Origin of the sequence: Cupriavidus pauculus (assembly GCF_002858765.1) — a bacterium.
Lineage (GTDB): Bacteria > Pseudomonadota > Gammaproteobacteria > Burkholderiales > Burkholderiaceae > Cupriavidus > Cupriavidus pauculus_B.
Genome location: NZ_PJRP01000021.1, coordinates 73,474 through 98,764, shown reverse-complemented (window position 1 = coordinate 98,764; position 25,291 = coordinate 73,474). Strand labels below are relative to the sequence as shown.

Annotated in this window: 19 protein-coding genes and 2 tRNA genes; 14 read left to right on the top strand and 7 right to left on the bottom strand. The window is 65.2% G+C overall.

Going from position 1 to position 25,291, the window contains the following annotated elements; translation table 11 throughout:
* The first annotated feature begins 89 nt into the window (after positions 1 to 89).
* From CYJ10_RS29750 to CYJ10_RS29730, 5 genes are all read left to right on the top strand, one after another.
* A complete protein-coding gene (locus CYJ10_RS29750) occupies positions 90 to 644 on the top strand; it encodes a septation protein A (protein ID WP_101685029.1) in 555 nt (184 codons plus the stop codon).
* Positions 645 to 681: 37 nt separating this feature from the next.
* Positions 682 to 966 carry a BolA family protein gene (locus CYJ10_RS29745; RefSeq protein WP_101685028.1) on the top strand — a complete coding sequence of 95 codons (285 nt, stop codon included), beginning with the start codon at positions 682 to 684 and terminating at the stop codon, positions 964 to 966.
* Between the two features lie 35 nt (positions 967 to 1,001).
* Positions 1,002 to 1,796 carry a peptidylprolyl isomerase gene (locus tag CYJ10_RS29740; protein WP_101685027.1) on the top strand — a complete coding sequence of 265 codons (795 nt, stop codon included), beginning with the start codon at positions 1,002 to 1,004 and terminating at the stop codon, positions 1,794 to 1,796.
* A gap of 199 nt (positions 1,797 to 1,995) precedes the next feature.
* Entirely contained in the window at positions 1,996 to 2,337 is a 342-nt protein-coding gene (locus CYJ10_RS29735) for a hypothetical protein (protein ID WP_101685026.1), read from the top strand.
* A 166-nt stretch (positions 2,338 to 2,503) separates the two neighbouring features.
* On the top strand, positions 2,504 to 2,965 hold the full coding sequence (locus CYJ10_RS29730; RefSeq protein WP_180863110.1) for a hypothetical protein: 462 nt from the start codon (positions 2,504 to 2,506) through the stop codon (positions 2,963 to 2,965).
* A gap of 222 nt (positions 2,966 to 3,187) precedes the next feature.
* Here the strand turns inward: CYJ10_RS29730 and purL are convergent, their stop codons facing one another.
* Entirely contained in the window at positions 3,188 to 7,234 is a 4,047-nt protein-coding gene (purL, locus tag CYJ10_RS29725) for a phosphoribosylformylglycinamidine synthase (RefSeq protein WP_101685025.1), read from the bottom strand.
* Positions 7,235 to 7,551: 317 nt separating this feature from the next.
* A complete protein-coding gene (locus tag CYJ10_RS29720; RefSeq protein ID WP_101685024.1) occupies positions 7,552 to 8,148 on the bottom strand; it encodes a winged helix DNA-binding protein in 597 nt (198 codons plus the stop codon).
* Positions 8,149 to 8,344: 196 nt separating this feature from the next.
* Here CYJ10_RS29720 and CYJ10_RS29715 point away from each other — a divergent pair, with 196 nt between their 5' ends.
* From CYJ10_RS29715 to pgi, 8 genes are all read left to right on the top strand, one after another.
* Positions 8,345 to 9,715 carry an amidase gene (locus CYJ10_RS29715; protein WP_101685023.1) on the top strand — a complete coding sequence of 457 codons (1,371 nt, stop codon included), beginning with the start codon at positions 8,345 to 8,347 and terminating at the stop codon, positions 9,713 to 9,715.
* Between the two features lie 131 nt (positions 9,716 to 9,846).
* On the top strand, positions 9,847 to 10,818 hold the full coding sequence (locus CYJ10_RS29710; RefSeq protein ID WP_101685022.1) for a TRAP transporter substrate-binding protein: 972 nt from the start codon (positions 9,847 to 9,849) through the stop codon (positions 10,816 to 10,818).
* A 126-nt stretch (positions 10,819 to 10,944) separates the two neighbouring features.
* Entirely contained in the window at positions 10,945 to 11,496 is a 552-nt protein-coding gene (locus CYJ10_RS29705; RefSeq protein ID WP_101685021.1) for a TRAP transporter small permease subunit, read from the top strand.
* Positions 11,496 to 12,806 (top strand): TRAP transporter large permease, encoded by a 1,311-nt coding sequence (locus CYJ10_RS29700; RefSeq protein WP_101685020.1) that lies wholly within the window; start codon positions 11,496 to 11,498, stop codon positions 12,804 to 12,806. The genes CYJ10_RS29705 and CYJ10_RS29700 overlap by 1 nt, the downstream gene beginning before the upstream one ends.
* A 30-nt stretch (positions 12,807 to 12,836) precedes the next feature.
* On the top strand, positions 12,837 to 14,132 hold the full coding sequence (locus tag CYJ10_RS29695; protein ID WP_101685019.1) for a D-amino acid dehydrogenase: 1,296 nt from the start codon (positions 12,837 to 12,839) through the stop codon (positions 14,130 to 14,132).
* A gap of 7 nt (positions 14,133 to 14,139) precedes the next feature.
* Positions 14,140 to 15,789 (top strand): NAD(P)H-hydrate dehydratase, encoded by a 1,650-nt coding sequence (locus CYJ10_RS29690; protein WP_101685018.1) that lies wholly within the window; start codon positions 14,140 to 14,142, stop codon positions 15,787 to 15,789.
* Positions 15,786 to 16,733 (top strand): DMT family transporter, encoded by a 948-nt coding sequence (locus tag CYJ10_RS29685; protein WP_101685017.1) that lies wholly within the window; start codon positions 15,786 to 15,788, stop codon positions 16,731 to 16,733. The genes CYJ10_RS29690 and CYJ10_RS29685 overlap by 4 nt, the downstream gene beginning before the upstream one ends.
* Before the next feature lie 300 nt (positions 16,734 to 17,033).
* Entirely contained in the window at positions 17,034 to 18,662 is a 1,629-nt protein-coding gene (gene pgi / locus CYJ10_RS29680) for a glucose-6-phosphate isomerase (RefSeq protein WP_101685016.1), read from the top strand.
* Positions 18,663 to 18,722: 60 nt separating this feature from the next.
* On the opposite strand, the gene CYJ10_RS29675 is transcribed toward pgi, so the two are convergent.
* The gene (locus CYJ10_RS29675; RefSeq protein ID WP_101685015.1) at positions 18,723 to 19,421 is read right to left on the bottom strand and encodes an ABC transporter ATP-binding protein; all 699 of its coding nucleotides are present in this window, start codon (positions 19,419 to 19,421) and stop codon (positions 18,723 to 18,725) included.
* Between CYJ10_RS29675 and CYJ10_RS29670 the strand changes: the two genes are divergently transcribed.
* A complete protein-coding gene (locus CYJ10_RS29670; RefSeq protein WP_374703322.1) occupies positions 19,420 to 20,115 on the top strand; it encodes an arylesterase in 696 nt (231 codons plus the stop codon). The genes CYJ10_RS29675 and CYJ10_RS29670 overlap by 2 nt on opposite strands.
* A 122-nt stretch (positions 20,116 to 20,237) precedes the next feature.
* On the opposite strand, the gene CYJ10_RS29665 is transcribed toward CYJ10_RS29670, so the two are convergent.
* From CYJ10_RS29665 to lon, 4 genes are all read right to left on the bottom strand, one after another.
* Complete coding sequence (locus tag CYJ10_RS29665) at positions 20,238 to 22,184, bottom strand: SurA N-terminal domain-containing protein (RefSeq protein ID WP_101685014.1); 1,947 nt, start codon at positions 22,182 to 22,184, stop codon at positions 20,238 to 20,240.
* 222 nt (positions 22,185 to 22,406) lie between these two features.
* Positions 22,407 to 22,483 (bottom strand) — tRNA-Asp (locus CYJ10_RS29660).
* A gap of 47 nt (positions 22,484 to 22,530) precedes the next feature.
* Positions 22,531 to 22,606: transfer RNA gene (locus CYJ10_RS29655), tRNA-Val, on the bottom strand.
* Positions 22,607 to 22,835: 229 nt separating this feature from the next.
* Positions 22,836 to 25,247 (bottom strand): endopeptidase La, encoded by a 2,412-nt coding sequence (lon, locus tag CYJ10_RS29650; RefSeq protein ID WP_101685056.1) that lies wholly within the window; start codon positions 25,245 to 25,247, stop codon positions 22,836 to 22,838.
* Positions 25,248 to 25,291 lie beyond the last annotated feature (44 nt).

Sequence of the window (25,291 nt, the reverse complement as noted above, 5' to 3'; positions counted from 1 at the left end):
ACCCGCACACCAGACGCTACGCCCAGTCCGCCAGCCGGATTGCCAGCGACCCGGCCCCATGCCGGGTTCGCCCACCTGATTTGGTTCGCATGAAATTCCTGTTCGACCTGTTCCCGGTCATCCTGTTTTTTGTCGCCTTCAAGCTGTTCGGCATCTATCCGGCCACCGCGGCGGCCATTGTGGCGACCGTGCTGCAGATTGCCTGGGTGCGCATCCGCCACGGCAAGGTGGAACCGATGCAATGGGTCAGCCTGCTGATCATCGGCGTATTCGGCGGCGCGACGATCGTGCTGCACAACGAAACGTTCATCAAGTGGAAGCCCACGGTGCTCTACTGGCTGTTCGCGGTCACGCTGATCGGCTCGGTCATCGGCTGGCGCAAGAACCTGATCCGCGCCATGATGGAAAAGCAGGTCACGATGCCGGACGCGATGTGGGGCCGGCTCAACGTCGCCTGGGCCGCGTTCTTCGCCGCGATGGGCGTGCTGAACCTCTACGTGGCTTATCAGTTCTCTACCGACACCTGGGTCAATTTCAAGCTGTTCGGCAGCATGGGCCTGATGGTCGTCTTCATCGTCGCGCAGAGCATCTGGCTGTCGCGCCACATCGAGGAAAACCCCTCGCAGGAAGGCCGCTCCGAATAACTAGCCGCCCCCCGATCACACTCCGGAAGGAATACCGATGGCAGCCGATCCCGCCACCATCGACGCGCTGCTGCGTGCAGCGCTCGAACCCACCCACCTGCACGTTCACGATGACAGCGCCGCCCATGCGGGCCACGCCGGCGCGGCGTCGGGTGGGGGCCATTACAACGTTCTGATCGTCAGCAACCGGTTTGCCGGCCAATCCCGCGTGACCCGTCACCGTATGGTGTATGATGCGCTGCGCGAACTATTCCCCTCGCAAATTCATGCGCTGGCCGTCAGCGCGTACACCGACCAAGAATATCAATCCCGCGAAGCATGACGCGACGCGCTCTCGCTACTCTCAGACCTGACTCCATGAAGACCACCGTCCTCTCGTTCAGCCTGGCGGCTGTGCTCGCTGCAGGCAGCCTGCCCGTGTTCGCCCAGAACGCCGCCGTTGTGAATGGCAAGCCCATCCCCTCGGCCAAGGTGGACAAGCTGATCGCCGGCACAGGCCAGCCCGCCTCGCCCGAACTGCGCGACCGTGCCCGCACCATGCTGATTGACCGTGAGCTGCTGGTCCAGGAAGCCTCCAAGCGCGGCATCCTGCAACGCGACGACATTCAGGACCAGCTGGAACAGGCTCGCCTGAACGTGCTGGCTGGTGCGGTATTCGAGGACTACGTCCGCACCCATGGCGCCAGCGACGACGAACTGCGCAAGCAGTACGAGAAGATCAAGGGCCAGTTCGGCAATGGCAAGGAATATCACGCCCGCCACATCCTCGTGGAGAAGGAAGCGGACGCCAAGGCACTGATCGCCAAGATCAAGGCCGGCGCCAAGTTTGAAGACGTGGCCAAGGCATCGTCGAAGGACACTGGCTCGGCAGCCAACGGTGGCGATCTGGATTGGGCCAACAGCGGCAGCTACGTGCCCGAGTTTTCGGCGGCCATGTCGGTCCTGAAGAAGGGTCAGATGACCGATACGCCGGTCAAGACCCAGTTCGGCTGGCACATCATCGAACTCGTGGACGTGCGCGACCAGAAGATCCCCTCGTTCGAGGAAGTGAAGCCCCAGCTCCAGCAAATGATGATGGGCGACCAGGCATGGCAGCGCGAACAGTTCCAGGCAATGATGAAGTCGCTCAAGGACAAGGCAAAGATCCAGTAATTCCGTTGCCTTGCTGCAAGAAAACCGGCGCCTGTGCGCCGGTTTTTGTTTTTGGACGTGCGCTTTGGCACGCTCGGTAACACTCTGGTGCAGTTTGTGGGTTCCATCGACTCTCCGCCCTCAGTAATATTTGAAGGCTCGACGAGCTCGGACACCCGTCTCGGCAAGGTATCGAGCGCAAGAGCGAAGGCACAGGGCAATGAGCGTGACGAGCGGCTACTGGTACATGTGGCATCTCTATTCCAGCGGAATGGTCTACTGTGCGCTGGGAATGCCACATATCGAATGCACCGGCGGCCGCTGGCGCGAACTCCACCCCCACTTGCCGGCGCGCGACCGATACGCGCAGTCGAAGCTGCTGCAAGCGACCATTGCGTTCATGGAAGTCCGTGGCGAGATCCCCGTGCCGCCCGGCACGGATCGCATGCGCCTGCTCTATTCCCGCTACCTGCCCTGGAGCGAACGGCTGCGCACGCAGCAAGCCCAAGCGCCGGAAACTGGCGAAAAACCCGCTGATCTCCCCACTCCTGTTGCAATCTGAGATCCGTCTCATGACCTGACACAAGCGCCTAGTTTTTGGACACACAAGTTCACAAAACCCCTCTTGGCGCGCCCTGCCTCGAAACCTAGGATCGCTGCGTTGTGAACATGAAGGCATACAACGCCGGTCACGCACAGCCTTGTCCAATGGCTACCGGGGGAGCGGTATGGCAGGTATATCCGAACAGTTCGGCTGGCTGGTTTTCATCGTGGCGATTCCGTTGCTGGCGCCGTTCGCCCTCCTCCCGTTTGCCAAGGTGCCTGTGTTCTCGCGTTCGCGCAGCCAGGGAATCGTGCGGCGGGCAATTCTGGACGGGCAGCTGTTGTGGGCGGCGATTCCGCTGAATGCCAGCGCGTGCCATGGGCTGGCATCGTGGATTGACCAAACGGACGGGCCTAGGCTAGACGACTGGTTTCTGCTCTGCCTTCACGTCGCGATGATCGTTTCGGGCTCGATCCTGGTGCTGCTCGGTACGTTGGATGGTTATTCCAGACGTCGCCGGAACAATACACAGCCAAAGCTGATGCTGTTCCTTTCCATTTTCCTCAGTTGCACTACCGCCGTGATGTTTGCCTATGGCCACGTGACATTCACCGCAAACGGATTTCGATTCCAACTGTTCTATTGAGACTCAAACAGGAGAACCCCATGGAAAAATTCCTGACACGCTTGTTCGAGGATGACGCATTTCAAATGAAAGTGGCACGGCGTATCGGATGGGGGGGTGGTTGCTTATGCTGCGCTAACCATTCTCGCTTGCGAGTGGTCCCGCCTCACCCTGGCATGAAGCTCCGGCACAAAGAAAAAACGCCCGCTTGCGCGGGCGTTTCTCTCGAAGCAGTGGGCTCGATCAACCGACCCACTTGCGCGCATTGCGGAACATGCGCATCCACGGGCTCCCGCCGTCGGCGATGTCCTTCCATGCGTCGGGCGCCCAGCTCATCGTCGCAGCACGGAACACGCGCTCCGGGTGCGGCATCAGCGCGGTGAAGCGGCCGTCCACAGTCGTCACCGATGTGATGCCTTGCGGCGAGCCGTTCGGGTTCAGCGGATAGGTCTGCGTCACGGCACCGCGGTTGTCGACGAAACGCAGCGCTACGCCTACCTTCGCGATATCGCCTTGCTGCGAGAAATCGGCAAAGCCTTCGCCGTGCGCCACCGCGATGGGGATGCGGCTGCCTTCCATGCCGGCGAAGAAGATCGACGGCGACGGCTGGACTTCCACGGTCACGAAGCGCGCTTCGTACTGTTCCGACTGGTTACGCGTGAACTTCGGCCATGCACCGGCGCCCGGGATGATCGGGGCCAGGTTGCTAAGCATCTGGCAGCCATTGCACACGCCAAGCGCGAAAGTGTCCTGGCGGTTGAAGAACGCCGCAAACTGCTCCGCCATCTGGCCGTTGAACAGGATGGTCTTGGCCCAGCCCTCGCCAGCGCCCAGCACGTCGCCATAGCTGAAGCCGCCGCAGGCCACGAAACCCTTGAAATCCGCCAAGCTGGCGCGGCCAGCGATCAGATCGCTCATATGCACGTCCACCGTATCGAAACCGGCCAGGTCCATGCTATAGGCCATCTCGATCTGCGAATTGACGCCCTGCTCGCGCAGGATTGCCACGCGCGGACGGTTGCCCGTGGCGATGAACGGTGCAGCGATGTCTTGCGCCGGATCGAAGGTCAGCACGGGGCTGATGCCAGGATCGGCGGCGTCCAGCACGCGGTCGTATTCGCTGTCCGCGCAAGCCGGGTTGTCGCGCAGGCGCGCTATGCGCCAGCTCACCTCGGTCCAGGTACGCTGCAGATCGGCACGCGCTGCGCCGAAAACCTTCTTCGCGTCGCGATAGATCTCGATCTGGTCATTCGTGTTCGGCTTGCCGATCACGTGGCTGCACGCCGACAGACCGGCTTCGCGCAGTACCGCGAACACGGCATCGCGCTCTTCCGCGCGCACCTGGATCACGGCACCCAGCTCTTCAGAGAACAGTGCACGCAGCGTCTGGTCGTTGCGGCGTTCGGCAACCTGCTGCACCCAGTTCTTGGCGTCGCCGTAGTCTTGCTCCTGGGTCGGGTCCAGCGTCAGCATGTCCACGTTGAGCGACACGCCCGTACGGCCCGCAAACGCCATTTCCGCGACGGATGCCATGAAGCCGCCATCGGAGCGGTCGTGATAGGCCAGCAGCTTACCTTCGCGATTCAGGCGCTGGATCACGTTGAAGAAGTTCTTCAGGTCTTCCGCGCTGTCCACGTCCGGCGCGCGGTCGCCCACCTGCTGCGTCACCTGCGCCAGGATGCTGCCACCCATGCGGTTCTTCGCACGGCCGAGGTCGATCGCGATCAGCGTGGTGTCGCCAAGGTCGGTACGCAGTTGCGGCGTCAGCGTCTTGTTGGTGTCATCCACCGCCGCGAACGCCGAGATGATCAGCGAAACCGGGGCCACCACTTCCTTGTCGCCGTCGGCATCGGACCACTTCGTGCGCATCGACAGCGAATCCTTGCCCACCGGGATGCTGATGCCCAGCGCCGGGCACAGTTCCATGCCCACGGCATGCACGGTGTCGTAGAGCTTCGCGTCTTCGCCGGCCACGCCGCACGCGGCCATCCAGTTGGCCGACAGCTTGACCTTGTTCAGGTCCTTGACCGGGGCGGCCGCCAGGTTAGTCAGCGCCTCGCCGATTGCCATGCGGCCCGAAGCCGCGGCGTCGATCACGGCCAGCGGCGTGCGCTCGCCCATCGTCATCGCCTCGCCGGCCCGGCCCTTGTAGTCGAGCGTGGTCACGGCCACATCCGCCACCGGCACCTGCCACGGGCCGACCATCTGGTCGCGCGCGTTCATGCCGCCCACGGTACGGTCGCCGATGGTGATCAGGAACGACTTGCTGGCCACGGTCGGGTGGCGCAGCACGTCGCTCACGGCCTGTTCCAGCGAGATGCCGGTCACGTCCACCGGCGGCAGTTCGCGCGCCACGCGCTGCACGTCGCGATGCATGCGCGGCGGCTTGCCCAGCAGCACATCCATCGGCATGTTGACGGTGAAGTGCTCTTTCAGCGCGGCGTCCACATCGGCGTCCACCAACTGCAGCTGCTTTTCCTCGGTGGCGATACCCACCACGGCAAACGGCGAACGTTCGCGTTCGCACATGGCCTGGAAGCGCGGCAGGTCGTTCGGAGCGATCGCCAGCACATAGCGTTCCTGCGACTCGTTGCACCAGATTTCGGCCGGGGACAGGCCCGACTCTTCCAGATGCACCTGGCGCAGCTCGAAGCGCGCGCCACGATCGGCGCCGTCGACCAGCTCGGGGAATGCATTCGAGATACCACCCGCGCCAACGTCATGGATCGACTGGATCGGGTTGTCGTCGCCCAGTTGCCAGCAGGCATTGATCACTTCCTGGGCACGGCGCTCCATTTCGGGGTTGCCACGCTGCACCGAATCGAAGTCGAGATCGGCCGTATTGGTACCTGTGGCCATCGAGCTGGCGGCACCGCCGCCCATGCCGATGCGCATGCCCGGGCCGCCCAGCTGGATCAGCAGCGTGCCGGCCGGCAGCGCGTTCTTGTGCGTGTGGCCGGCGTCGATGCTGCCGATACCGCCGGCAATCATGATCGGCTTGTGATAGCCGCGCACCGTGCCGCCCACGTTCTGCTCGTAGACGCGGAAGTAGCCGCCCAGGTTGGCGCGACCGAATTCGTTGTTGAACGCGGCGCCGCCGAGCGGGCCGTCGATCATGATCTGCAGCGGCGATGCGATGCGGTCCGGCTTGCCGGTCACGCCGGGCTTGTCGTCGGGGTTGCGATGCGCCAACGGCTGGGCCGCGTCGCGCGCATTTTCCCAGCCCTCGATGGCGTCCGGCAGCATCAGGTTCGACACCGTGAAACCGGTCAGGCCGGCCTTGGGCTTGGCACCACGGCCCGTGGCGCCTTCGTCGCGGATTTCACCGCCGGCGCCGGTCGAGGCCCCCGCGAACGGCGAGATCGCGGTCGGATGGTTGTGCGTTTCCACCTTCATCAGCGTGTGGGTCAGCGCCTCGTGGCGGCCATATTTCTGGTCCGCGCCACGCGGGAACCAGCGTTCGGCCACATCGCCTTCCATCACGGCCGAGTTGTCCGAATAGGCAACGATCGAGCCCTGCGGATTCAGCTGGTGCGTGTTGCGGATCATCGCGAACAGCGACTTGTCCTGCGCCACGCCATCGATGGTCCAGGTGGCGTTGAAGATCTTGTGACGGCAATGCTCGCTGTTGGCCTGCGCGAACATCATCAGCTCGACGTCGGTCGGATTGCGACCGAGCTTGGCGTAGTTTTCCAGCAGATAGTCGATTTCGTCGTCCGACAACGCCAGGCCCATGGCCGTGTTGGCGTCTGCCAGGGCGCTGCGGCCTGCCGAAATGTCGATGAACTGCAGCGGCTTGGCGGGCAGTTCCTGGAACAGGCCGGCCGCTTCCTCGCGCGTGGCGATCACGGTCTCGGTCATGCGGTCGAACAGGTGCGCGGCCACGGCGGCACGGGTGCCGGCGTCCAGCGACTTGCGGCCGCGCAGCAGTCCCTTCTTGCAGACCACGGTGATCTCGATGCCGCGCTCGATGCGATGCACGTGAGTCAGGCCGCAGTTGTGGGCGATATCGGTGGCCTTGCTGGCCCACGGCGAAATGGTGCCGAAACGCGGAATCACCACGAAACGGTCGCCCTCGGGCTGGGCCGTGAACGGTGCGCCATAGGTCAGCATCGCGCCGATGCGCGTCTGGTCCTCGGCGGACAGCGGGGCGTCCGAATCGACGAAATGCACGAACTGGCCATGCACGGACTCAATATCGGCGTCGACTTGTTGCAGAGCGGCAAGCAGGCGTTGCTGACGGAAAGCGGAAAGCGCCAAAGCGCCAGGGAAGCACGAGAAATGCGCCATGATCGGTACGGTCAGGAGGCGTGGGAAGGTGGGGCTAAACGGCGGCTGGCACTGCTGAATGGAATGCCGGCTGGCGGGAAACCGCTATTGTACCTTGTTGGCGGCCGCTTTTTGCATTGCGCAATGTGGCGCCGGCGGACAGTCCCTGGAAAATCGGCCACTGGACGGCCAATCGACCCACCCGGTGGCGCATCCGGCGCCTCGCATCCCCGGCCAGACCGTCCCTGGCCAGGCCCGGAAGTGGAGCCTGAGTTGGTTCCTGGGTTGGGCCCCGCGTTCGGCCCCAGTTTCGCCCCGGAGTCGAGCCCGAAGTGGCGTCAGAGCGAGGTAGCCGAGCGCGCTGCCTGCTCGTAGAGCCCAGTCAGCACACGCAGCAGCCGCGCAAGTTCGCCGATCTCGACGTTCTCGTCACTGCCTTCCGTGAAATTGCTGGTCAGGCACTGCTCGCGGATTTCCCGATACCGGGCGCAGGCCTCGGTGCCGGCCTGGGTGGTGGCGTAGGTCGCCTCCTTGCCCACCCGCTCGCCGGCCACCAGACCCAGCCCAACGAGCTTCTTCAGCGAATACGTGACCAGGTGGGTGTCCTCAACGTTGAGGACGAAGCAGATGTCGGCCAGCCGCTTGGCCCGGCCGCGATGGTTCACGTGGTGCAGCACCAGCACATCCAGGAAGGTCAGGTCGCGCACGCCGGCCGCGCCCATGCAGCGCACCACCCACCGGCTATAGGCGTTGTACGCCGTATTCAGGCCAAACTCGAACTCGGACAGTTCCGGGCTGCGCACCGACACCAGGTGCGCCGACGACACAATGTTGACGCCTGCGGCACGGGTCAGCGGCGCGGTCCGCGCGGCGGGGTCCAGGTTCGCGCCCTCGGCGGCATCGGCGAGGCGTTCCGGGGCGGGCTTGCGGGCCATGGATGGGTCTCCGAGTGAAGTTGGCAGGTGCGGCAGGGTTGTGGCGCCGGTGGCGATAGGTGAAAGCCCGAAGCCGGTTCCGGCAATTTCGGCTTGACAGTTTATCGGCGAATTCTCAGCATGAATACCTTAATTCACAGAGGCAATGCGTGAATGCGGTCTGGTTCCGCGGCGCCCTTCATCGTCAAGCCGCCGCATGCTGTCTCGTCCAGACCTGCCTGAATCGCTCGAATCCCTCCACGCCAGCCTGCGCGCCGGCAAAACGTCCCGCACGGACCTGATAGCCGACGCCGCCGCCCGCGCGGCCAGCCCCGCCGGCAAGGCCGTCTACCTTCACACCACCTTCGATGCCGCCAGCCAGGTGGCGCGTGCCGCCGACGCCGCCGCGCATACTGGCAAGCCCCTGCATCCGCTGGCTGGCCTGCCTGTATCGGTCAAAGACCTGTACGACGTGGCCGGCGAGGTCACGCGCGCCGCATCGGCGGCCCGCCAGGACGCGGCACCCGCCACGGCCGATGCCGCCGTGGTAGCGCGGCTGCGCACCGCCGGGGCAGCCCTGGTCGGCCGCACCAACATGACCGAATTCGCGTTTTCGGGCGTCGGCATCAATCCCCATTTCGGTACGCCGGTCAATCCGTGCGATGGCACGACGGCGCGCATTCCGGGCGGGTCGTCGTCGGGGGCGGCGGTTTCCGTCGCGCTGGGTACGGCGGTGGCCGCACTGGGCAGCGACACCGGCGGATCGATCCGGATTCCGGCCGCCCTGTGCGGCATCACCGGCTACAAGCCCACGGCGCGCCGCGTGCCGCTGACCGGCGCGTATCCGCTCTCCTACACGCTCGACACGGCCTGCGCCATGGCGCGCACGCTGTCCGACTGCATTGCCGTGGACGGCATCATCGCCGACGCACCGGTCATCCCGGTTGTTGCCGCACCCACGGCCCTGCGGCTCGCCATTCCGCGCCAGCTTGTGCTCGATGACATGGACGACGTGGTGGCGCGCGCCTTCGAGCGGGCCATTGGCCGGTTGTCGGCGGCCGGGGTACGCGTGGAGCACGTGGACATGCCCGAGCTGGCCGAACTGGCCGGCCTCAACGCCGCCGGCGGTTTCTCCGCGCCCGAGGCCTTTTCGCATCACCGCGCCCTGCTGGCCACCCATCGCGACCGCTATGACCCGCGCGTGCTGAGCCGAATCGAGCGCGGCGCCGCGATGAGCGCGGCCGACTACATCGCGCTGCACCGCGCCCGGCTGGACTGGATCGCCCGCATGGAAGCCCGCCTGGCCCCGTTCGACGCCGTGGTCTGCCCGACCGTGCCGATGGTGGCCCCGCCAATCGCCCCGCTGGTGACCGACGACGCCCTGTTCTTCCGTACCAACGGCCTGCTGCTGCGCAATACGTCGGCCTTCAACTTCCTGGACGGCTGCTCGGTCTCGCTGCCGTGCCAGGCGCCGGACGAATTGCCGGTCGGGCTGATGCTGTCGCACGGCCCGATGCGCGACGCGCACCTGCTGGGCACGGCCCTTGCATTGGAATCGATCGTTCAACCGTCACAGCACGCAGGCTGAGCCAGGCCCGCGCCGTGACCGCAGTACCGCGCCATGTCTCAGACATTGAGACCTGGCGCGGCGCAGTTCCAGGTAGTTCCAAACCCGCGCAGCCGGGCAGGCGCCCGCGCGCAACACCAGGAGAGATCGAGATGCGAGTCAAGGCAATGGCAGTCGCGGCGGCGGCACTGCTGCTGGCCGCCACGGCGGCACGGGCGGATACCAAGTGGGACCTGCCAACCGGATACCCGGCTACCAACCTGCACACCGAAAACCTGCAGCAGATGGCCAGCGACGTGGAAAAGGCCACCGGCGGCAAGCTCAAGATCGTCATCCATCCGAACGGCTCGCTGCTCAAGGCCAACGAGATCAAGCGCGGCGTGCAGACCGGCCAGGTGCAGATGGGCGAGATCCTGATGTCGCTGCTGGCCAACGAAAACCCCGTGTTCGGGGTCGATGCGGTGCCCTTCCTGGCCACCAGCTACGCCGATTCGTACCGGCTCTGGCAAGCCTCGAAGCCAGTCACCGACAAGGTGCTCGACCGCCAGGGCATGAAGCTGCTCTACGCGGTGGCCTGGCCCCCGCAGGGCATCTACGCGAACAAGCCGATCAACAGCGCCGCCGACATGAAGGGGCTGAAATGGCGCGCCTATAACCCGGCCACATCCAAGATCGCCGAATTGGTCAGCGCCCAGCCGGTGACGATCCAGGCGGCCGACCTGGCCCAGGCCCTGGCCACGGGCACGGTCAACTCGTTCATGTCGTCGGGCGCCACCGGCGTGGACACCAAGGTCTGGGAATCGGTGAAGTACTTCTACACCGTCGACGCCTGGCTGCCCAAGAACATGCTGGTGGTCAGCAAGAAGGCGTTCAACGCGCTGGACAAGCCCACCCAGGACGCCCTGCTCAAGGCCGTGGCCGACGCCGAAAAGCGCGGCTGGCAGGTATCCGAACAAAAGACCAAGGAATACCTGGGCACGCTGTCGAAGAACGGCATGACGGTGGCCCCGCCGTCGCCCCAGTTGAAGGGCGACATGCAGAAGGTGGGCGAGGCCATGGTAGGCGAATGGGCCAAGAGCGCCGGCGACGACGGCAAGGCCATTCTCGACGCCTATCGGAAATAGGCCACGTCAGGCACCAAGGCCTGAAGCCACCCCGCGTTTCGCTCCACCGGCCCGGCGTGCATGCCCAGGGCATCGCGCCGGGCTTGTTCCATGCTGTCCGCAGTACTACCGGTAGCCTGTTATCTCATGGAAGCCCCCCTCATCAAGAAGCGATGGCTCGACCATCTGCTTGACGTGTTTGCCGCCCTCGGCGCCCTCTGCATCCTGGCGGTCTGCATCGTCATGATCGCGATGTCGATCTCGCGCGAGACCCTGTTCGTGCTCAAGGGCGGCGACGATATCGTCGCCTGGCTGTGCGCGGCGTCAGCCTTTCTGATCCTTGGCCAGACCTTCCAGCACGGCGGCATCGTGCGCGTGGAAATGGTGCTCGATGCGGTTGGCCCCCGGCGCCGCTGGCCGCTGGAAGTGGTATCGCTCACGATCTGCCTGATCTTTGCCGGCTATGCCGCCTGGGCGCTTGGCACGTTCGCTTGGCAGAGCTGGGAAATCAACGATGTCTCGCAAGGCCAGATCGTGATTCCGCTCTGGATGCCGCAAAGCTTTGCCGTGCTCGGCGCCATCGGCTTCCTGCTGGCAGTGGCCGACGAATGGCTGCGCGTGGTGCGCCGGCAGAAGCCGCGCTACCAGCTGGCGCAGGAAGCCAAGCTGGCCGCCGGCGATTTCGGGGAGACCGTCTGATGAGCACCGTACTCGTTGCACTGGTCCTGCTGGTGGTGATGATCGTCTTCCTGGCGATCGGCGCCTGGATTCCCGTGGCCATCGCCGTCACGTCGTGGGTGGGCCTGGTGATCTTCTCCGACCACGACGCGCTGGTGAACCTGGCCAACGCATGGTGGTCGTCCAGCGCGTCGTACACGCTGGCGTCGCTGCCGCTGTTCGTGTGGATGGGCGAGATCCTGTTCCGCACCAAGCTGTCAGAGCAGATGTTCAACGGCCTGTCGCCGTGGCTGAACTGGCTGCCCGGACGCCTCATGCACGTCAACATCCTGGGCTGCGGCATCTTCGGCTCCGTCTCGGGCTCTTCGGCCGCCACCTGCGCCACGATCGCCAAGTCCGCCCTGCCCGAACTGACCCGGCGCGGCTACGACGAACGCGTCACGCTGGGTTCGCTGTCGTGCGCGGGCACGCTGGGCATCCTGATTCCGCCGTCGATCACGATGGTGGTGTACGCGGTGTCGGCCGACGTGTCGATCATCCGCGTGTTCCTGGCCGGATTCCTGCCTGGGCTGCTGCTGATGCTGCTGTTTTCGGGCTACATCGTGGTCTGGGCGCTGATGAACCCGAGCCGGACCCCGCCGGCCGAGACCTTCGGCTGGGGCGCGCGCCTGGCGTCGATCCGGCAGCTGATGCCCTGCATCATCCTGATCGCGTTCATCACCTGGATCATGATGGCCGGCTATTCCACCGCCACCGAGGCCGCCGCCTATGGCGTGGTGGCGTCGCTGGGCCTGGCCTGGGCCGGCGGATCGCTGACGCGCAAGGCGTTCTGGGAAAGCCTGATGTCGGCCACCCGGCTCACCGCGATGATCATGTTCGTGCTGGGCGCCACGTCGTTCCTGTCGGTCACCATGAGCTTCACGGGCATTCCCCGTGCGCTGGCCGAATGGGTGGCGGCGCTGCACCTGTCGCCCTGGGCGCTGATCGCGGTACTGACCGTGATCTACATCCTGCTGGGCACGGCGCTGGACGGCATCTCGATGATCGCGCTGACCACGGCCACGGTGCTGCCCATGGTGCAGGCGGCCGGCTTCGATCTGGTATGGTTTGGCATCTTCATCGTGCTGCTGGTGGAAATCGCCGAGGTGACGCCACCCGTGGGCTTCAATCTCTTCGTGCTCCAGAGCATGACCGGCAAGGACAGCAACTATATTGCGCGCGTGTCTCTGCCGTTCTTCATGATGATGGTCGTTGCCATCGGCATCATCACGGTCTGGCCCACCGTGGTCACCTGGCTGCCCGACGTGGTGATGGCGAAGGAGCTCAAGTAACCCGCAGTCATCCACAGGAAACCCGCCCGGATGCACGTTATCGTCATCGGCGCCGGCGCCATCGGCGTCTGCTCGGCCTGGTATCTGCGCCAGGCCGGCTTTACCGTCACCGTGCTGGACCGACGCGGCGCTGCCGCCCAGGAAGCCAGCTTCGGCAACGCCGGCGTGATCGCACCCGGCTACGTCACGCCGTGGGCCGCGCCGGGCATGCCGGGCAAGGTGCTGCGCGCGATGTTCCGGCGCGAATCGCCTGTGCTGTTCCGGCCCGGCGTGGATCCGGCGATGTGGCGCTGGATCGGCCGATGGCTGCGCGAATGCGATGGCGCGCGCTATCGCACCAACAAGCTGCGCATGCAGCGCGTGGCGTTCTACAGCCGCGAATGCCTGCACCAGCTGCGCGACGAACTTGAAATCGACTACGAGCAGTCGCGTGGCTATCTGCAGCTGTTCCGTACCCAGAAGGACTTCGATCTGGCCGCGCCGGCCCTGGCGCTGCTGCGCGAGAACAACGTGCCGCACCGCCTGGTGGACGCGGCGGGCTGCCGCCAGATCGAACCTGGGCTGACCGACGATACCCCGCTGGCGGGCGGCCTGCACCTGCCCGAGGACGAATCGGGCAACTGCCCCATGTTCGTGCGCCGGCTGCACCAGCACGCCGACGCTGCCGGGGTGCAGTTCCGCTTCCAGACCGATGTGGCACGGCTGCGCGCCGACCCGTCCGGCGCGCTGTCCGTTGAGCTGGCGCCCACGCAACGGGGTGCCACGCCGGAAGTCCTCCATGCCGATCGCGTGCTGGTGGCGGCCGGCGTGGGCAGTGCCCGCCTGCTACGCCCGCTGGGGCTCCGCGTGCCGATTTATCCGGTCAAGGGCTATTCGGCCACGGTCATGGTGCGCGATGAACTACAGGCGCCGCTCGGCGCGTTGATGGACGAATCGTTCAAGGTGGCCATCACGCGCATGGGCAACCGGCTGCGTGTGGCCGGCACCGCCGAACTGGGCTCGCGGCGGCTGGACTTGCGCCCCGCCGCACTGAACACGCTGATCAAGGTGGCACGCGACTGGTTTCCGGTAGCAGGCCACTATCAGGAGGCCACGCTTTGGGCAGGCGCCCGGCCCATGCTGCCCGACGGCCCGCCGCTGATCGGTGCCACGCGCGTGCCGGGCCTGTTCCTGAATCTGGGGCATGGTTCCACGGGCTGGGCGATGAGCTGCGGTTCGGGCAAAATTGCCGCAGACCAGATTGCCGCCAGCGCCGGCCAGGGCACGGGGCCTGCCATCGACATGGAGGGACTGACCCCGGCGCGCTACCGGCTGGCGCCCGCGTGAGCACGACATGAATACCGACGTCCTTTCTTCCGCCAGCCCTTCCGCTACCCCCTCATCAGGCCCTTCGGCCGGTCAGACCGGCAATGCCGACGCCGCGCCCGCCTGGATCCCGCTCGATGCCGTCGGTGACGATCCCACCCCGCTCTATGACGTGGCGACGATCCGCCGGGTCGAACAGGCGAGCCTGGATGCCACGCCACCCTTCACGCTGATGTCACGCGCCGGCGCCGCCGCGGCTGGCTGGATCCACCAGCACGTACCCAGTGGCCGCATCCTGTTCCTGGCCGGCCGTGGCAATAATGGGGGCGATGCCCTGGTGGCGGCCACGCGCCTGCACCAGGCCGGGCGACTGGTGGAAGCCTGGCTGATCGCCGAAGCGGACCAATTGCCTGCCGATGCCGCGCGTGCCTGGTTCGAGGCCCGCACCGCCGGCGTGCCGCTGCTGGCGATGCATCCGGACCCCGATGCCGCCCTGCCGCCCTGGCCCAATGGCTGCGTCGCCGTCGTCGACGGCCTGCTTGGCATCGGCCTGAACCGCGCCGCCGATGGCGATGTGGCACGCTGGATCGCCCATCTCAATGGGTCGCATCTGCCGGTCTATGCGCTCGATATCCCCAGTGGCCTGTTTGCCGATACGGGCGCTGGCCAGCCGGCCGTGCGGGCGCATCGCACGCTGACGTTCCTGGCCGCCAAGCCGGGGCTGCTGACGCTGGATGGCCGCGACTGCGCGGGCGCCATCGACATCGCCCCGCTAGGCCTGGACTATCCGCCGGCCGAGCGGCCGGTGGCCATCGTCAACCAGCCTGGCGCCTTCCTGCATGCCTTGCCGCGCCGCGAGCACGCGTCCAACAAGGGCCGCTTTGGCAGCCTGGCCGTGATCGGCGGCAACCACGGCATGACCGGCGCGCCGCTGCTGGGCGCACGCGCCGCGCTGCATCTGGGGGCGGGCCGTGTGCATGTGGGCTTCCTGGCCCAGCCGGCGCCGGCCATCGATCCGGTTCACCCGGAACTGATGCTGCATCCGGTGGCCGAACTGTCGCTCGATACGATGTCGGCATTCGTGGCCGGGCCCGGCATGGGCAGCGGCACGGCCGCGCGCAAGCTGCTCGTCCATCTGATCGACGTCTGCGCCAATGCAGAGCCGCCGTTGCCATTGGTGCTCGACGCCGATGCGTTGAACCTGCTGGCTGCGGACGAGACCCTCAACCAGTCGCTGATCGACAGCGGCCTGGACTACGTGATGACGCCGCATCCGCTGGAAGCGGCGCGCCTGCTGGGCAGCAATGTGGCCGACGTGCAGCGCGACCGCCTGGCTGCAGCGCACGCACTGGCCACCCGCTGGCAAGCCACGGTCGTACTGAAGGGATCGGGCACGGTGATCGCAACGGCGGAGAACGCGCCCGCCACCATCAATCCCACCGGGAATGCCGGGCTGTCCACGGCCGGCACCGGAGACGTGCTGGCCGGCATGATCGGCGCACTGCTGGCGCAAGGCGTGCCGCTGCTGGCCGCCGCACGTGCCGGGGTGTGGATCCACGGGCGCGCCGCCGATCGCCTGGTGGACGCCGGCACCGGCCCCGCGGGCCTGACCGCGAGCGAACTCTACCTGCCTGCACGGGCCATCTTCAATGCGTTGCTGCAAGGCGGCGCGGCATGACCCAGGTTGCGACACTGACCGGTGACGAAAATGGCGATGGCGCGCGGCGCCGGCTGCTGACTGGCATCGCGCTGCTGGTCATCGGGCAATGGATCCTGAGTCTGCTCGATGCCACGGGCAAGACGCTGACCCAGCAGGGCCTGCCCGTGGTGGCCGTGGCCTGGGTCCGGTATCTGGGCCACGTGGTGGCCATTTTCCTGCTGATCGGCCCGGCACGCTGGCAACGCCAGTCGCGCCCGACCGCGCCACGCCTGCAGTGGCTGCGCGGCGCGCTGATGCTGGCCTCGACCCTGGTGTTCTTCAGCGTGTTGAAGCTGATGCCGCTGGCCACGGCTACCGCCCTGAACTTCTGCGCACCGCTGATCGTCGTGGCGCTGTCGCCCTGGCTGCTGGGCGAGCGCCCCAGCCTGCATGCGCGCTGGACCCGCTGGATCGGCGTCGGTATCGGCTTCGCCGGCATGCTGGTCGTGGTCCGCCCTGGCGGCGAGCTAGATGCACTGGGCGTGGGGCTGGGTCTGCTGTCGGCGCTGCTGTTTGCCCTGCTGCAGATGCTGACGCGACGCATCGCCGCGCATGATGCGCCCATGACCACCCTGATCCAGAGCGGCGTGACTGGTGCCGCGCTGACCACGCTGCTGGTGCCGTTTTTCTGGTTCGAGTCCGTGCCGACACTGGCACAAGGCGCGCTGCTGCTGTCGGCAGGGCTCACCGGGTCGCTCGGACACTACTTTGTGATCCGCGCGTTCCAGTATGCCGACGCATCGTTCCTGAGCCCGTTCCTGTACCTGCAGATCTTTTCCGCTACCGTGGTCGGATACTTCGCGTTCGGCCACCTGCCGGACTGGACCACCGCCCTGGGCATCGCCGTGATCTGCGTCGGTGGCTTGTGCGTGGCAGGCGGCGAACCCTTGCTGCGCCGGGTGGCCACACGACTGCGCCGCTGATTGCCGCTGATTGCCACCGACCGCCGGCGCCCACCGCCGATTGCCGCGAAGGCGCGCTGGCGCACATACCCGGGCACCGCTTCCGGCTCACAAACACTGGGCACATCCGCGCACAATGCCGGCCCGCACGTCGGACAACGCCCGATACGGGCCGGGCGGATGGGCTGTTAAGGTTTTGCCGATGCCGCAAGTGCCGTTACGTTTTGCTGCTACTTTCGGCTTTTGACATCACATCGGAGCGATATACTTGCGCTCAGGCCCGTCACGGCGGGCCATGCCCCGAGAATTTCAGAACACCCCATGCCGACTGAACTCCACGCCTGGACCGCCCTTCGCAACCACTACGATGCCATCCGCCATACGCCGATGCAGCAGTGGTTTGCCGAGGCCGAAGCCGCCCGCCGGGTCGAGGACTTTTCGCTGGAAGCCGCCGGCCTGTACCTCGACTTCTCGAAGAACCGCATCACGTTCGAGACCTTTGCCCTGCTCATGAAGCTGGCCGAGGAAGCGGGCGTGGCCCAGCGCCGCGACGCCATGTTCGCGGGCGAACACATCAATACGACCGAGGACCGTGCCGCCCTGCACGTCGCCTTGCGGGCCCTGCCCGACGCTCCGTTCAAGGTGGATGGGTCATCGGTCATGCCCGGCGTGAACGACGTGCTGCGCCGCATGCGCGATTTTGCCGCCCGCGTGCGCACCGGCACCTGGACCGGGTTCAACGGCCAGACCATCACCGACATCGTCAACATTGGCATCGGCGGTTCGGATCTGGGCCCCCGCATGGTGTGCCGTGCCCTGGCCCACCTGGCGGACCCGCAAGGGCCCCGCATGCATTTCGTGTCCAATGTCGACGGCACCGAACTGGCCGAAACGCTAGTACGGCTGGACCCTGCGCGCACACTGGTCATCGTGTGCTCGAAGACGTTCACCACGCTGGAGACCATGGCCAACGCATGCAGCATGCGCGACTGGTTCCTGCACCATGGCGTGGCCGAGAACCAGTTGGCGCGCCATTTCGTTGCCGTGTCGACCAACCGCGAAGCCGTGGTCAAGTTCGGCATCGATCCGGCCAACATGTTCGAGTTCTGGGACTGGATCGGCGGCCGTTTTTCGCTCTGGTCGTCAGTCGGCCTGTCGATTGCACTGGCTGTGGGCTTCGACGCCTTTGAAGACCTGCTGCTGGGCGGGCGAGCCATGGACGACCATTTCCGCACGGCCCCGCTGGCGCGCAACATGCCCGTCGTGATGGGCATGCTGGGCATCTGGTATCGCAATTTCTTTGGAATGCCGACCAGTTGCATGGCGCCGTATTCGACGTCGCTCGAACTGTTTCCGGCCTTCCTCCAGCAGCTGGAGATGGAAAGCAACGGCAAGTCGGTGCAGCTGAACGGCGACCCGGCGCATGTGCAAACCTCGCCGGTGGTCTGGGGCACGGCGGGCACCAACGGCCAGCACGCCTACTTCCAGATGATCCACCAGGGATCGCAGATCGTGCCCGTGGATTTCGTGGCACCGCTGGTGCCGCCCCGCGATGTGCCTGGCCATCACGCCAAGCTGCTGGCCAATTGCTTTGCCCAGGCCGAGGCGCTGATGCGCGGCCGTGGCGCCGATGAATTGCGCGCCGCCGGCGTCACGGACGAGGCACGCATCCCGCATATGGTCTTCGAGGGCAACCGCCCCAGCAATACGCTGCTGATGGAGGACCTGACGCCACACGTGCTGGGCGCGCTGATCGCCCTCTACGAGCACCGCACCTTCGTGCAGGGCGTGGTGTGGAACATCAATTCGTTCGACCAGTGGGGCGTGGAACTGGGCAAGATCCTGGCGCGCCCGATCGAACAGGAACTGACGGGCCAGGGGACATCCACGCATGATGCGTCGACGGCAGCGCTGATTGCCCGCGCCCGCGGCGTGCTGGCGCGCGGCTGAGGCAGGCGGCGGCCCTTGCCGCCCTTGCCGCCCCCGCCGGCTGGATCGGCTGGCCGTCGGCTAGATTTCGGTACCCATCAACTCGTCACTGGCCACGCGTCCGGCTTCGATCGTCAGGATGCGGCCGCAACGCGCGGCTACCGAGCGGTCGTGGGTCACCAGCACCAGCGTGGAGCCGGCATCGCGATTGAGTTCAAACATCAGCGCGATCACGGCTTCGCCGGTGGTGGTGTCCAGGCTGCCTGTCGGCTCGTCGGCAAACAGGATGTCCGGCCGCGCCACGAAGGCACGGGCCAGTGCCACCCGCTGCTGTTCACCCCCCGACAGCGTGCGCGGATAGTGCGTCAGGCGCTTGCCCAATCCCACACGCTCGAGCATTTCCGTGGCACGCTCGCGTACGCGCACGGTTTCGCCACGTAGCTCCAGCGGCAGCATCACGTTTTCCAGCGCGGTGAGGTGACCGACGAGCTGGAACGACTGGAATACGAAACCCACATGGCGCCCGCGCAGCGCGGCGCGCTGGTCTTCATCGAGCTGGAAGATGTCCTGGCCGTGCAACCGAACCGAACCGGTGCTGGGCAGGTCGAGCCCGGCCAGCAGGCCCAGCAGCGTGGATTTGCCCGACCCCGAAGCGCCGACGATGGCCAGCGTTTCGCCCGCCGTGACGGAAAACGAGACGTCGTGCAGAATCGTCAGCGAACCCGTCGTGTCGGCTACGGTCTTTCCGAGTGATTCGACAGCAAGAATGGAAGAGGACATGCGCGAGAGGATTGCAAACGTTGGTCGCCGGCGGATGCTGGCAGCTTGTGGTGCGACAGCGGTCGCCCTGTTCGGTTCACTGCTGATACCGCCCGCCATGGCGCAGGGCGCGGCGGCTGCATCGGCCGGGCCCGCGGTGCTGGTGCTGGGAGACAGCCTGTCGGCCGAATACGGCATCGCCCGCGGTACTGGCTGGGCAAGCCTGCTTCAGGAACGCCTGCGCCACGAGCGGTTCGATTATAGCGTCGTGAATGCCAGCATCAGCGGCGAAACCACGGTCGGCGGCAAGACCCGGCTGCCGGACCTGCTCAAGCGGCACAAGCCGGCCATCGTGATCGTGGAACTGGGCGCCAACGACGCGCTGCGCGGCCTGTCGCTGCCGTCGACCGAAGCCAACCTGCGCAGCATCATCGGCGACGCCCAGAAGGCAGGCGCGCAGGTGGTGCTGATCGGCATGCGCATCCCACCGAACTACGGTGCCGACTACGCCGAGCGGTTCTTCGGCCTGTTTCCGAAGCTCGCCGGGGAATATCGAACGCAGTTGGTGCCGTTCCTGCTGGACAAGGTGGTAACACGGCCCGAGTGGTTCCAGGAGGATCGGATTCATCCGACCTCGGCAGCCCAGGCAACGCTGCTCGACACGGTCTGGCCAGCGCTGAAGCCCCTGTTGAAGGCCCCGGTCAAGCGCCGCTGAACCGCCGCCACCGTGCCTGTCCGGCTGTGCGGACACCGGCCGACAAATCGAAAAGGAAAAGAAAAAGCCCCTGCGGTATGCACCTGCAGGGGCTTTTTGCCGTTCGGCGTTGCGACGCCGTATCAGTGCGCGGCGGCTTCGCTGGCGGGCGCCAGATCCTCCGCCTTCGCGGGGTGCAGGATCTTGACCTTTGCCTGGGCCTTGAGCGATTCATAGTAGGCCGCCAGTTCGGTCTGGCCGGCCAGCTGGCTCAGCTGTTGCGCATCGGCCTGGCGCTGCCCGGCATTGGCTTCCGCCGGCGTGCTGACCTTGGTGATGCGATAGATCGCATAGCCATCCGCGCCCAGGTCCACACCCACCACCGACGGCAGCTTGGTGGCATCGGCGCGCATGATCGCGTCCACGGCCTTCGGCGACAGGTTGTCGGCCTTGGCGCGCGACACCGTCAGCGTCGAACCGAATCCGTTGGCGCTGTCGGCCTTCTTCAGCGCTTCCAGCTTGGCCTCGCCATCCTTGCGGGCCAGTTCGGCGGCCTGCTGCGCGACATATGCCTGGCGCACCTGGGCTTCCACGTCCTCGAACTTGCGCGCGGTCGCCGGGCGGTAATCCACGATACGCGCTGCCACCAGCGTCGTCGGGCCCACCTGGATAGCCTCGGTATTGCGCTTGTTCTTGATCGTGTCGTCGCTGAACAGGGCCTTCAGAACCTTGTCGTTGTTGAGCGGATTGTCCTTGCCCAGGGCCGGATTCGGCTGGCGCGTGACGTTGTCAGCGGTCTGGATCGTCAGCTTGAACTTGTCGGCAGCCGGCTTCAGGCTGTCGGACTGTTCGTAGACGGTGTTGCCAAAGGCATCAGCCTGTTCCGTGTACGCCTTGCTGGCCAGCTGCTTCTTCAGCTCGGCTTCGAGCTCCGGACGCACTTCGTCCAGCGGCTGCGTTGCGGCAGGCTTGATACCGGTCAGCTTGATGATGTGGTAGCCGTAGTCGGTTTCCACGAGATCGCTGATCTGGCCGTCCTTGAGCGCGTACATGGCGTCCTCGAACGGCTTGACCAGCGCGCCGCGACCCATGAAACCGAGGTCGCCGCCCTTCTCCGCCGAACCCGGATCCTGCGAGTTCTTCTTCGCCACATCCGCAAACGTCTCCGGATGCTTGCGCACGTCTTCCAGCAGCTTTTCAGCCTTGTCCTTGGCGGCCTTGCGATCCGCGTCCTTGGCGTCCTTCGGAACCGTGATCAGGATATGGCTGGCGCGTCGCTGCTCTTCCGTGCGGAAACGCTGGGCATTGCTGTCGTAGAAGGACTTCAACTCTTCCGGCGTCACGGTCTGGCTGGCTGCCATGGCATCGCCCGACAGCACCACGTACTCCACCTTGGCCTGCTCGGGCGTGGTGTAAGCCGATTGATGCGACTCGTAATAAGCCTTCAGCGCGGCGGCATCGGCCGTCACCTTCGACGTGAAATCAGCCGGCTTGATGAGCATGGCCTGTACGTCGCGCTGCTGGTCGCGGATGGCGATCAGACGATCGAGCAGCGACTTCGGCACGAACGCGGTGGTGCCCACGGCGCCACCCAGTTGCTGCGTCGCCAGCTCGAAACGCATGCGGGCGTCGAGCTGTTCGGGCGTCATGCCCTGCTGGGCCAGCAGCTGGATATAGGCTTTCTCGTCGAACTTGCCGTCCGGGCCGCGCAGCTGGGCGATCGCCGGAATGGACTCGATGGCCTGGCGCAGTTGCTCATTGGAAACGGTCAGATTCTTCTTGGCCGTGGCGTCGGCCACCACGCGCTGCAGGATCAGCTGGTCCAGTACGGACTGGCGCGCCGCGGCGCCCTCGAACATGCGCGGGTCGTAGTTGCTGCCAAGCATCTGGCGCATGCGCTCGGTCTGGTCACGCACCACGTTGTCGACTTCCTGCACGGTGATGGTACGGCCATCGACCTTGGCGGCGTCGTGCGAGCTGTCCATGAAGCGCGAGTAGCTCTCGACACCGAAGAACACGAACGACGGGAAGACAAGCACCAGCAGCAGCAAAAGCATCAGGCGCCGGTTGTTGCGTACGAAATCAAGCATGCTTTTCGGGTGAAAGGGTTGAGGCCTTGGGCCGACGGTCAAACTTTGCGATTCTATCAGGACCGGGCCGCCAGACCTGCGGAATATGTGGCGTCGAATGAGGTTGTGTCAGGGAAGTCGTCGATGCTGCCTGAGCTTCGATGCCAGCGAGCCGGAATGCCCGCTGCCCAGATCATTCGGACGATACAAATAAAAAAACCCGCTGATGCGGGCATTTTTACTTGGCGGAGTGGACGGGACTCGAACCCGCGACCCCCGGCGTGACAGGCCGGTATTCTAACCGACTGAACTACCACTCCTTGCGTCGGTGCCCTTGCTAAGCCTGTTTGTTCGTCGCGATCCAGTGTGGTGGGTGCTGAGGGGCTCGAACCCCCGACCTACGCCTTGTAAGGGCGCCGCTCTACCAACTGAGCTAAGCACCCACATGGACCACGCAAGCCAGTTGCCTGCAAGGTAATTCTCGCTGCGCACGATTCGGCGGTTACTGCTTGCTTGCCGCTGTTTGCGTTGCGAGGCCGCGATTGTAATACGAGACTTTTCGATTTGCCAAGCGTTGATTTCACGATTCTTTTGCATCACGCCGGGCAAGCAAACAAAAAAAGCCGCGGGCGCTAACCCGCGGCTTTTCTGGCGTTTCGACGATGACGTCGATCAGTGATGAATGCGCTCGACCTTGGACTCGCCCTTGTCTGCCACATCGGCAGGCTTGGCATCTTCCTCAGGCAGCGCCTCGGGCTTGCGCTCGAGTGCCAGCTCCAGCACCTTGTCGATCCAGCGCACGGGCACGATCTCGATGGCGTTCTTGACGTTGTCGGGGATATCCGCCAGGTCCTTCACGTTTTCCTCGGGGATCAGCGCCAGCTTGATACCGCCACGGTGGGCAGCCAGCAGCTTTTCCTTGAGTCCACCGATCGGCAGCACTTCACCGCGCAGCGTGATCTCGCCGGTCATCGCCACATCGGCACGCACGGGAATCCCCGTCAGCACCGACACCAGCACCGTGGTCATCGCGATACCTGCCGACGGTCCATCCTTGGGCGTGGCGCCTTCGGGCACGTGGATGTGGATGTCGCGCTTCTCGAACATCTCATCCGTAATGCCCAGACGACGCGCCCGCGAACGCACCACCGACCGCGCGGCCTCGACCGATTCCTTCATCACGTCGCCCAGCGAACCGGTACGCGAGATGTTGCCCTTGCCCGGCATGATCGCGGCTTCGATGGTCAGCAGATCGCCACCCACTTCCGTCCACGCCAGACCGGTCACCTGGCCCACCTGGTTTTCCTTGTTGGCCAGACCGAAGTCGTACTTGCGCACGCCCAGGAATTTGTCGAGGTTCTCGGAATCCACCTTCACCGAGTTCGACTCCTTCTTCAGCAGCAGCAGCTTGACCACCTTGCGGGCAATCTTCGACACCTCGCGTTCCAGCGAGCGGACGCCCGCTTCACGCGTGTAGTAGCGAATGATGTCGCGGATGGCCGCTTCGGTGACTTCGATCTCGCCCTGCTTCAGACCGTTGTTGCGGATCTGTTTCGGCAGCAGGTAGCGCGTGGCGATGTTCACCTTCTCGTCTTCGGTGTAACCCGACAGGCGGATCACTTCCATCCGGTCCAGCAGCGGCGGCGGAATGTTCAGCGAGTTCGACGTTGCCACGAACATCACGTCCGACAGGTCGAAGTCCACTTCGATGTAGTGGTCCTGGAACGTGTGGTTCTGTTCCGGGTCCAGCACTTCGAGCAGGGCCGACGACGGGTCGCCACGGAAGTCCATGCCCATCTTGTCGATCTCGTCGAGCAGGAAGAGCGGATTGCGCACGCCAACCTTCGACAGGCTCTGCAGGATCTTGCCCGGCATCGACCCGATGTAGGTACGGCGGTGACCGCGAATCTCGGCCTCGTCACGCACGCCACCCAGTGCCATGCGCACGAACTTCCGGTTCGTAGCGCGTGCCACCGACTGACCCAGCGACGTCTTGCCCACGCCGGGAGGCCCGACCAGGCACAGGATCGGCGCCTTCACCTTGTCCACGCGCTGTTGCACGGCAAGATACTCAAGGATGCGTTCCTTGACCTTCTCCAGACCGTAATGGTCTTCATCCAGCACGCGCTCGGCGTTGGCCAGGTCGTTGTTGACCTTGCTCTTCTTGCGCCACGGCAGGTTGACCAGCGTGTCGATGTAGTTGCGCACGACGGTCGCCTCGGCCGACATCGGCGACATCAGCTTGAGCTTCTTGAACTCGGCGTCGGCCTTCTTCTTGGCCTCCTTGGGCATGCGTGCGGCCTTGATGCGCTTGTCCAGCTCTTCAAGGTCGGCACCTTCCTCGCCCTCGCCCAGTTCCTTCTGAATGGCCTTGACCTGCTCGTTCAGGTAGTACTCGCGCTGAGACTTTTCCATCTGGCGCTTGACGCGGCCACGGATGCGCTTTTCCACCTGCAGGATGTCGATCTCGCCCTCGAGCTGCGACAGCAGGCTCTCCAGACGCTCGGTCACCTTCACCATTTCCAGGATCTTCTGCTTCTGCTCGAGCTTGATCGGCAGATGCGCGGCAATGGTGTCGGCCAGGCGGCCGGCCTCGTCGATGCCCGACAGCGACGTCAGGATCTCCGGCGGGATCTTCTTGTTGAGCTTTACGTACTGGTCAAACTGCGACACGATCGCGCGGCGCAGGGCCTCGGTCTCGGCCGATTCCGCCGAAGCGGGCGGCACAGGCACGGCTTCGCACATGAAGTGCGAATCGTCCTCGGTCACCTCGGTGATGTTTGCACGTTGCGTACCCTCGACCAGTACCTTAACGGTACCGTCGGGGAGCTTCAGCATTTGCAGGATATTGGCGATGCAGCCAACCTCGTAGAGGTCTTCGGCTGTCGGTTCGTCTTTGGCGGCCGTCTTCTGTGCCACGAGCATGATGCTCTTGCCCGACTCCATCGCAGTCTCGAGCGCCTTGATGGACTTCGGGCGTCCCACGAACAGTGGGATCACCATGTGCGGAAACACCACCACGTCGCGCAGTGGCAACAGTGGCAGGCGAATCGGCTCAGCCGGGAGGAGTTGTGTTCCGGACATCATTTTCCCCAGTCAGTCATTTAAGGCGTAAATAGGGTCTCGGG

Bases quoted from the DNA above. Each gene is read 5' to 3' on its own strand.
- CYJ10_RS29750 (WP_101685029.1), top strand. From the start codon at position 90: ATGAAATTCCTGTTCGACCTGTTCCCGGTCATCCTGTTTTTTGTCGCC.
- CYJ10_RS29745 (WP_101685028.1), top strand. From the start codon at position 682: ATGGCAGCCGATCCCGCCACCATCGACGCGCTGCTGCGTGCAGCGCTC.
- CYJ10_RS29740 (WP_101685027.1), top strand. From the start codon at position 1,002: ATGAAGACCACCGTCCTCTCGTTCAGCCTGGCGGCTGTGCTCGCTGCA.
- CYJ10_RS29735 (WP_101685026.1), top strand. From the start codon at position 1,996: ATGAGCGTGACGAGCGGCTACTGGTACATGTGGCATCTCTATTCCAGC.
- CYJ10_RS29730 (WP_180863110.1), top strand. From the start codon at position 2,504: ATGGCAGGTATATCCGAACAGTTCGGCTGGCTGGTTTTCATCGTGGCG.
- purL (WP_101685025.1), bottom strand. From the start codon at position 7,234: ATGGCGCATTTCTCGTGCTTCCCTGGCGCTTTGGCGCTTTCCGCTTTC.
- CYJ10_RS29720 (WP_101685024.1), bottom strand. From the start codon at position 8,148: ATGGCCCGCAAGCCCGCCCCGGAACGCCTCGCCGATGCCGCCGAGGGC.
- CYJ10_RS29715 (WP_101685023.1), top strand. From the start codon at position 8,345: ATGCTGTCTCGTCCAGACCTGCCTGAATCGCTCGAATCCCTCCACGCC.
- CYJ10_RS29710 (WP_101685022.1), top strand. From the start codon at position 9,847: ATGCGAGTCAAGGCAATGGCAGTCGCGGCGGCGGCACTGCTGCTGGCC.
- CYJ10_RS29705 (WP_101685021.1), top strand. From the start codon at position 10,945: ATGGAAGCCCCCCTCATCAAGAAGCGATGGCTCGACCATCTGCTTGAC.
- CYJ10_RS29700 (WP_101685020.1), top strand. From the start codon at position 11,496: ATGAGCACCGTACTCGTTGCACTGGTCCTGCTGGTGGTGATGATCGTC.
- CYJ10_RS29695 (WP_101685019.1), top strand. From the start codon at position 12,837: ATGCACGTTATCGTCATCGGCGCCGGCGCCATCGGCGTCTGCTCGGCC.
- CYJ10_RS29690 (WP_101685018.1), top strand. From the start codon at position 14,140: ATGAATACCGACGTCCTTTCTTCCGCCAGCCCTTCCGCTACCCCCTCA.
- CYJ10_RS29685 (WP_101685017.1), top strand. From the start codon at position 15,786: ATGACCCAGGTTGCGACACTGACCGGTGACGAAAATGGCGATGGCGCG.
- pgi (WP_101685016.1), top strand. From the start codon at position 17,034: ATGCCGACTGAACTCCACGCCTGGACCGCCCTTCGCAACCACTACGAT.
- CYJ10_RS29670 (WP_374703322.1), top strand. From the start codon at position 19,420: ATGCGCGAGAGGATTGCAAACGTTGGTCGCCGGCGGATGCTGGCAGCT.
- CYJ10_RS29675 (WP_101685015.1), bottom strand. From the start codon at position 19,421: ATGTCCTCTTCCATTCTTGCTGTCGAATCACTCGGAAAGACCGTAGCC.
- CYJ10_RS29665 (WP_101685014.1), bottom strand. From the start codon at position 22,184: ATGCTTGATTTCGTACGCAACAACCGGCGCCTGATGCTTTTGCTGCTG.
- lon (WP_101685056.1), bottom strand. From the start codon at position 25,247: ATGTCCGGAACACAACTCCTCCCGGCTGAGCCGATTCGCCTGCCACTG.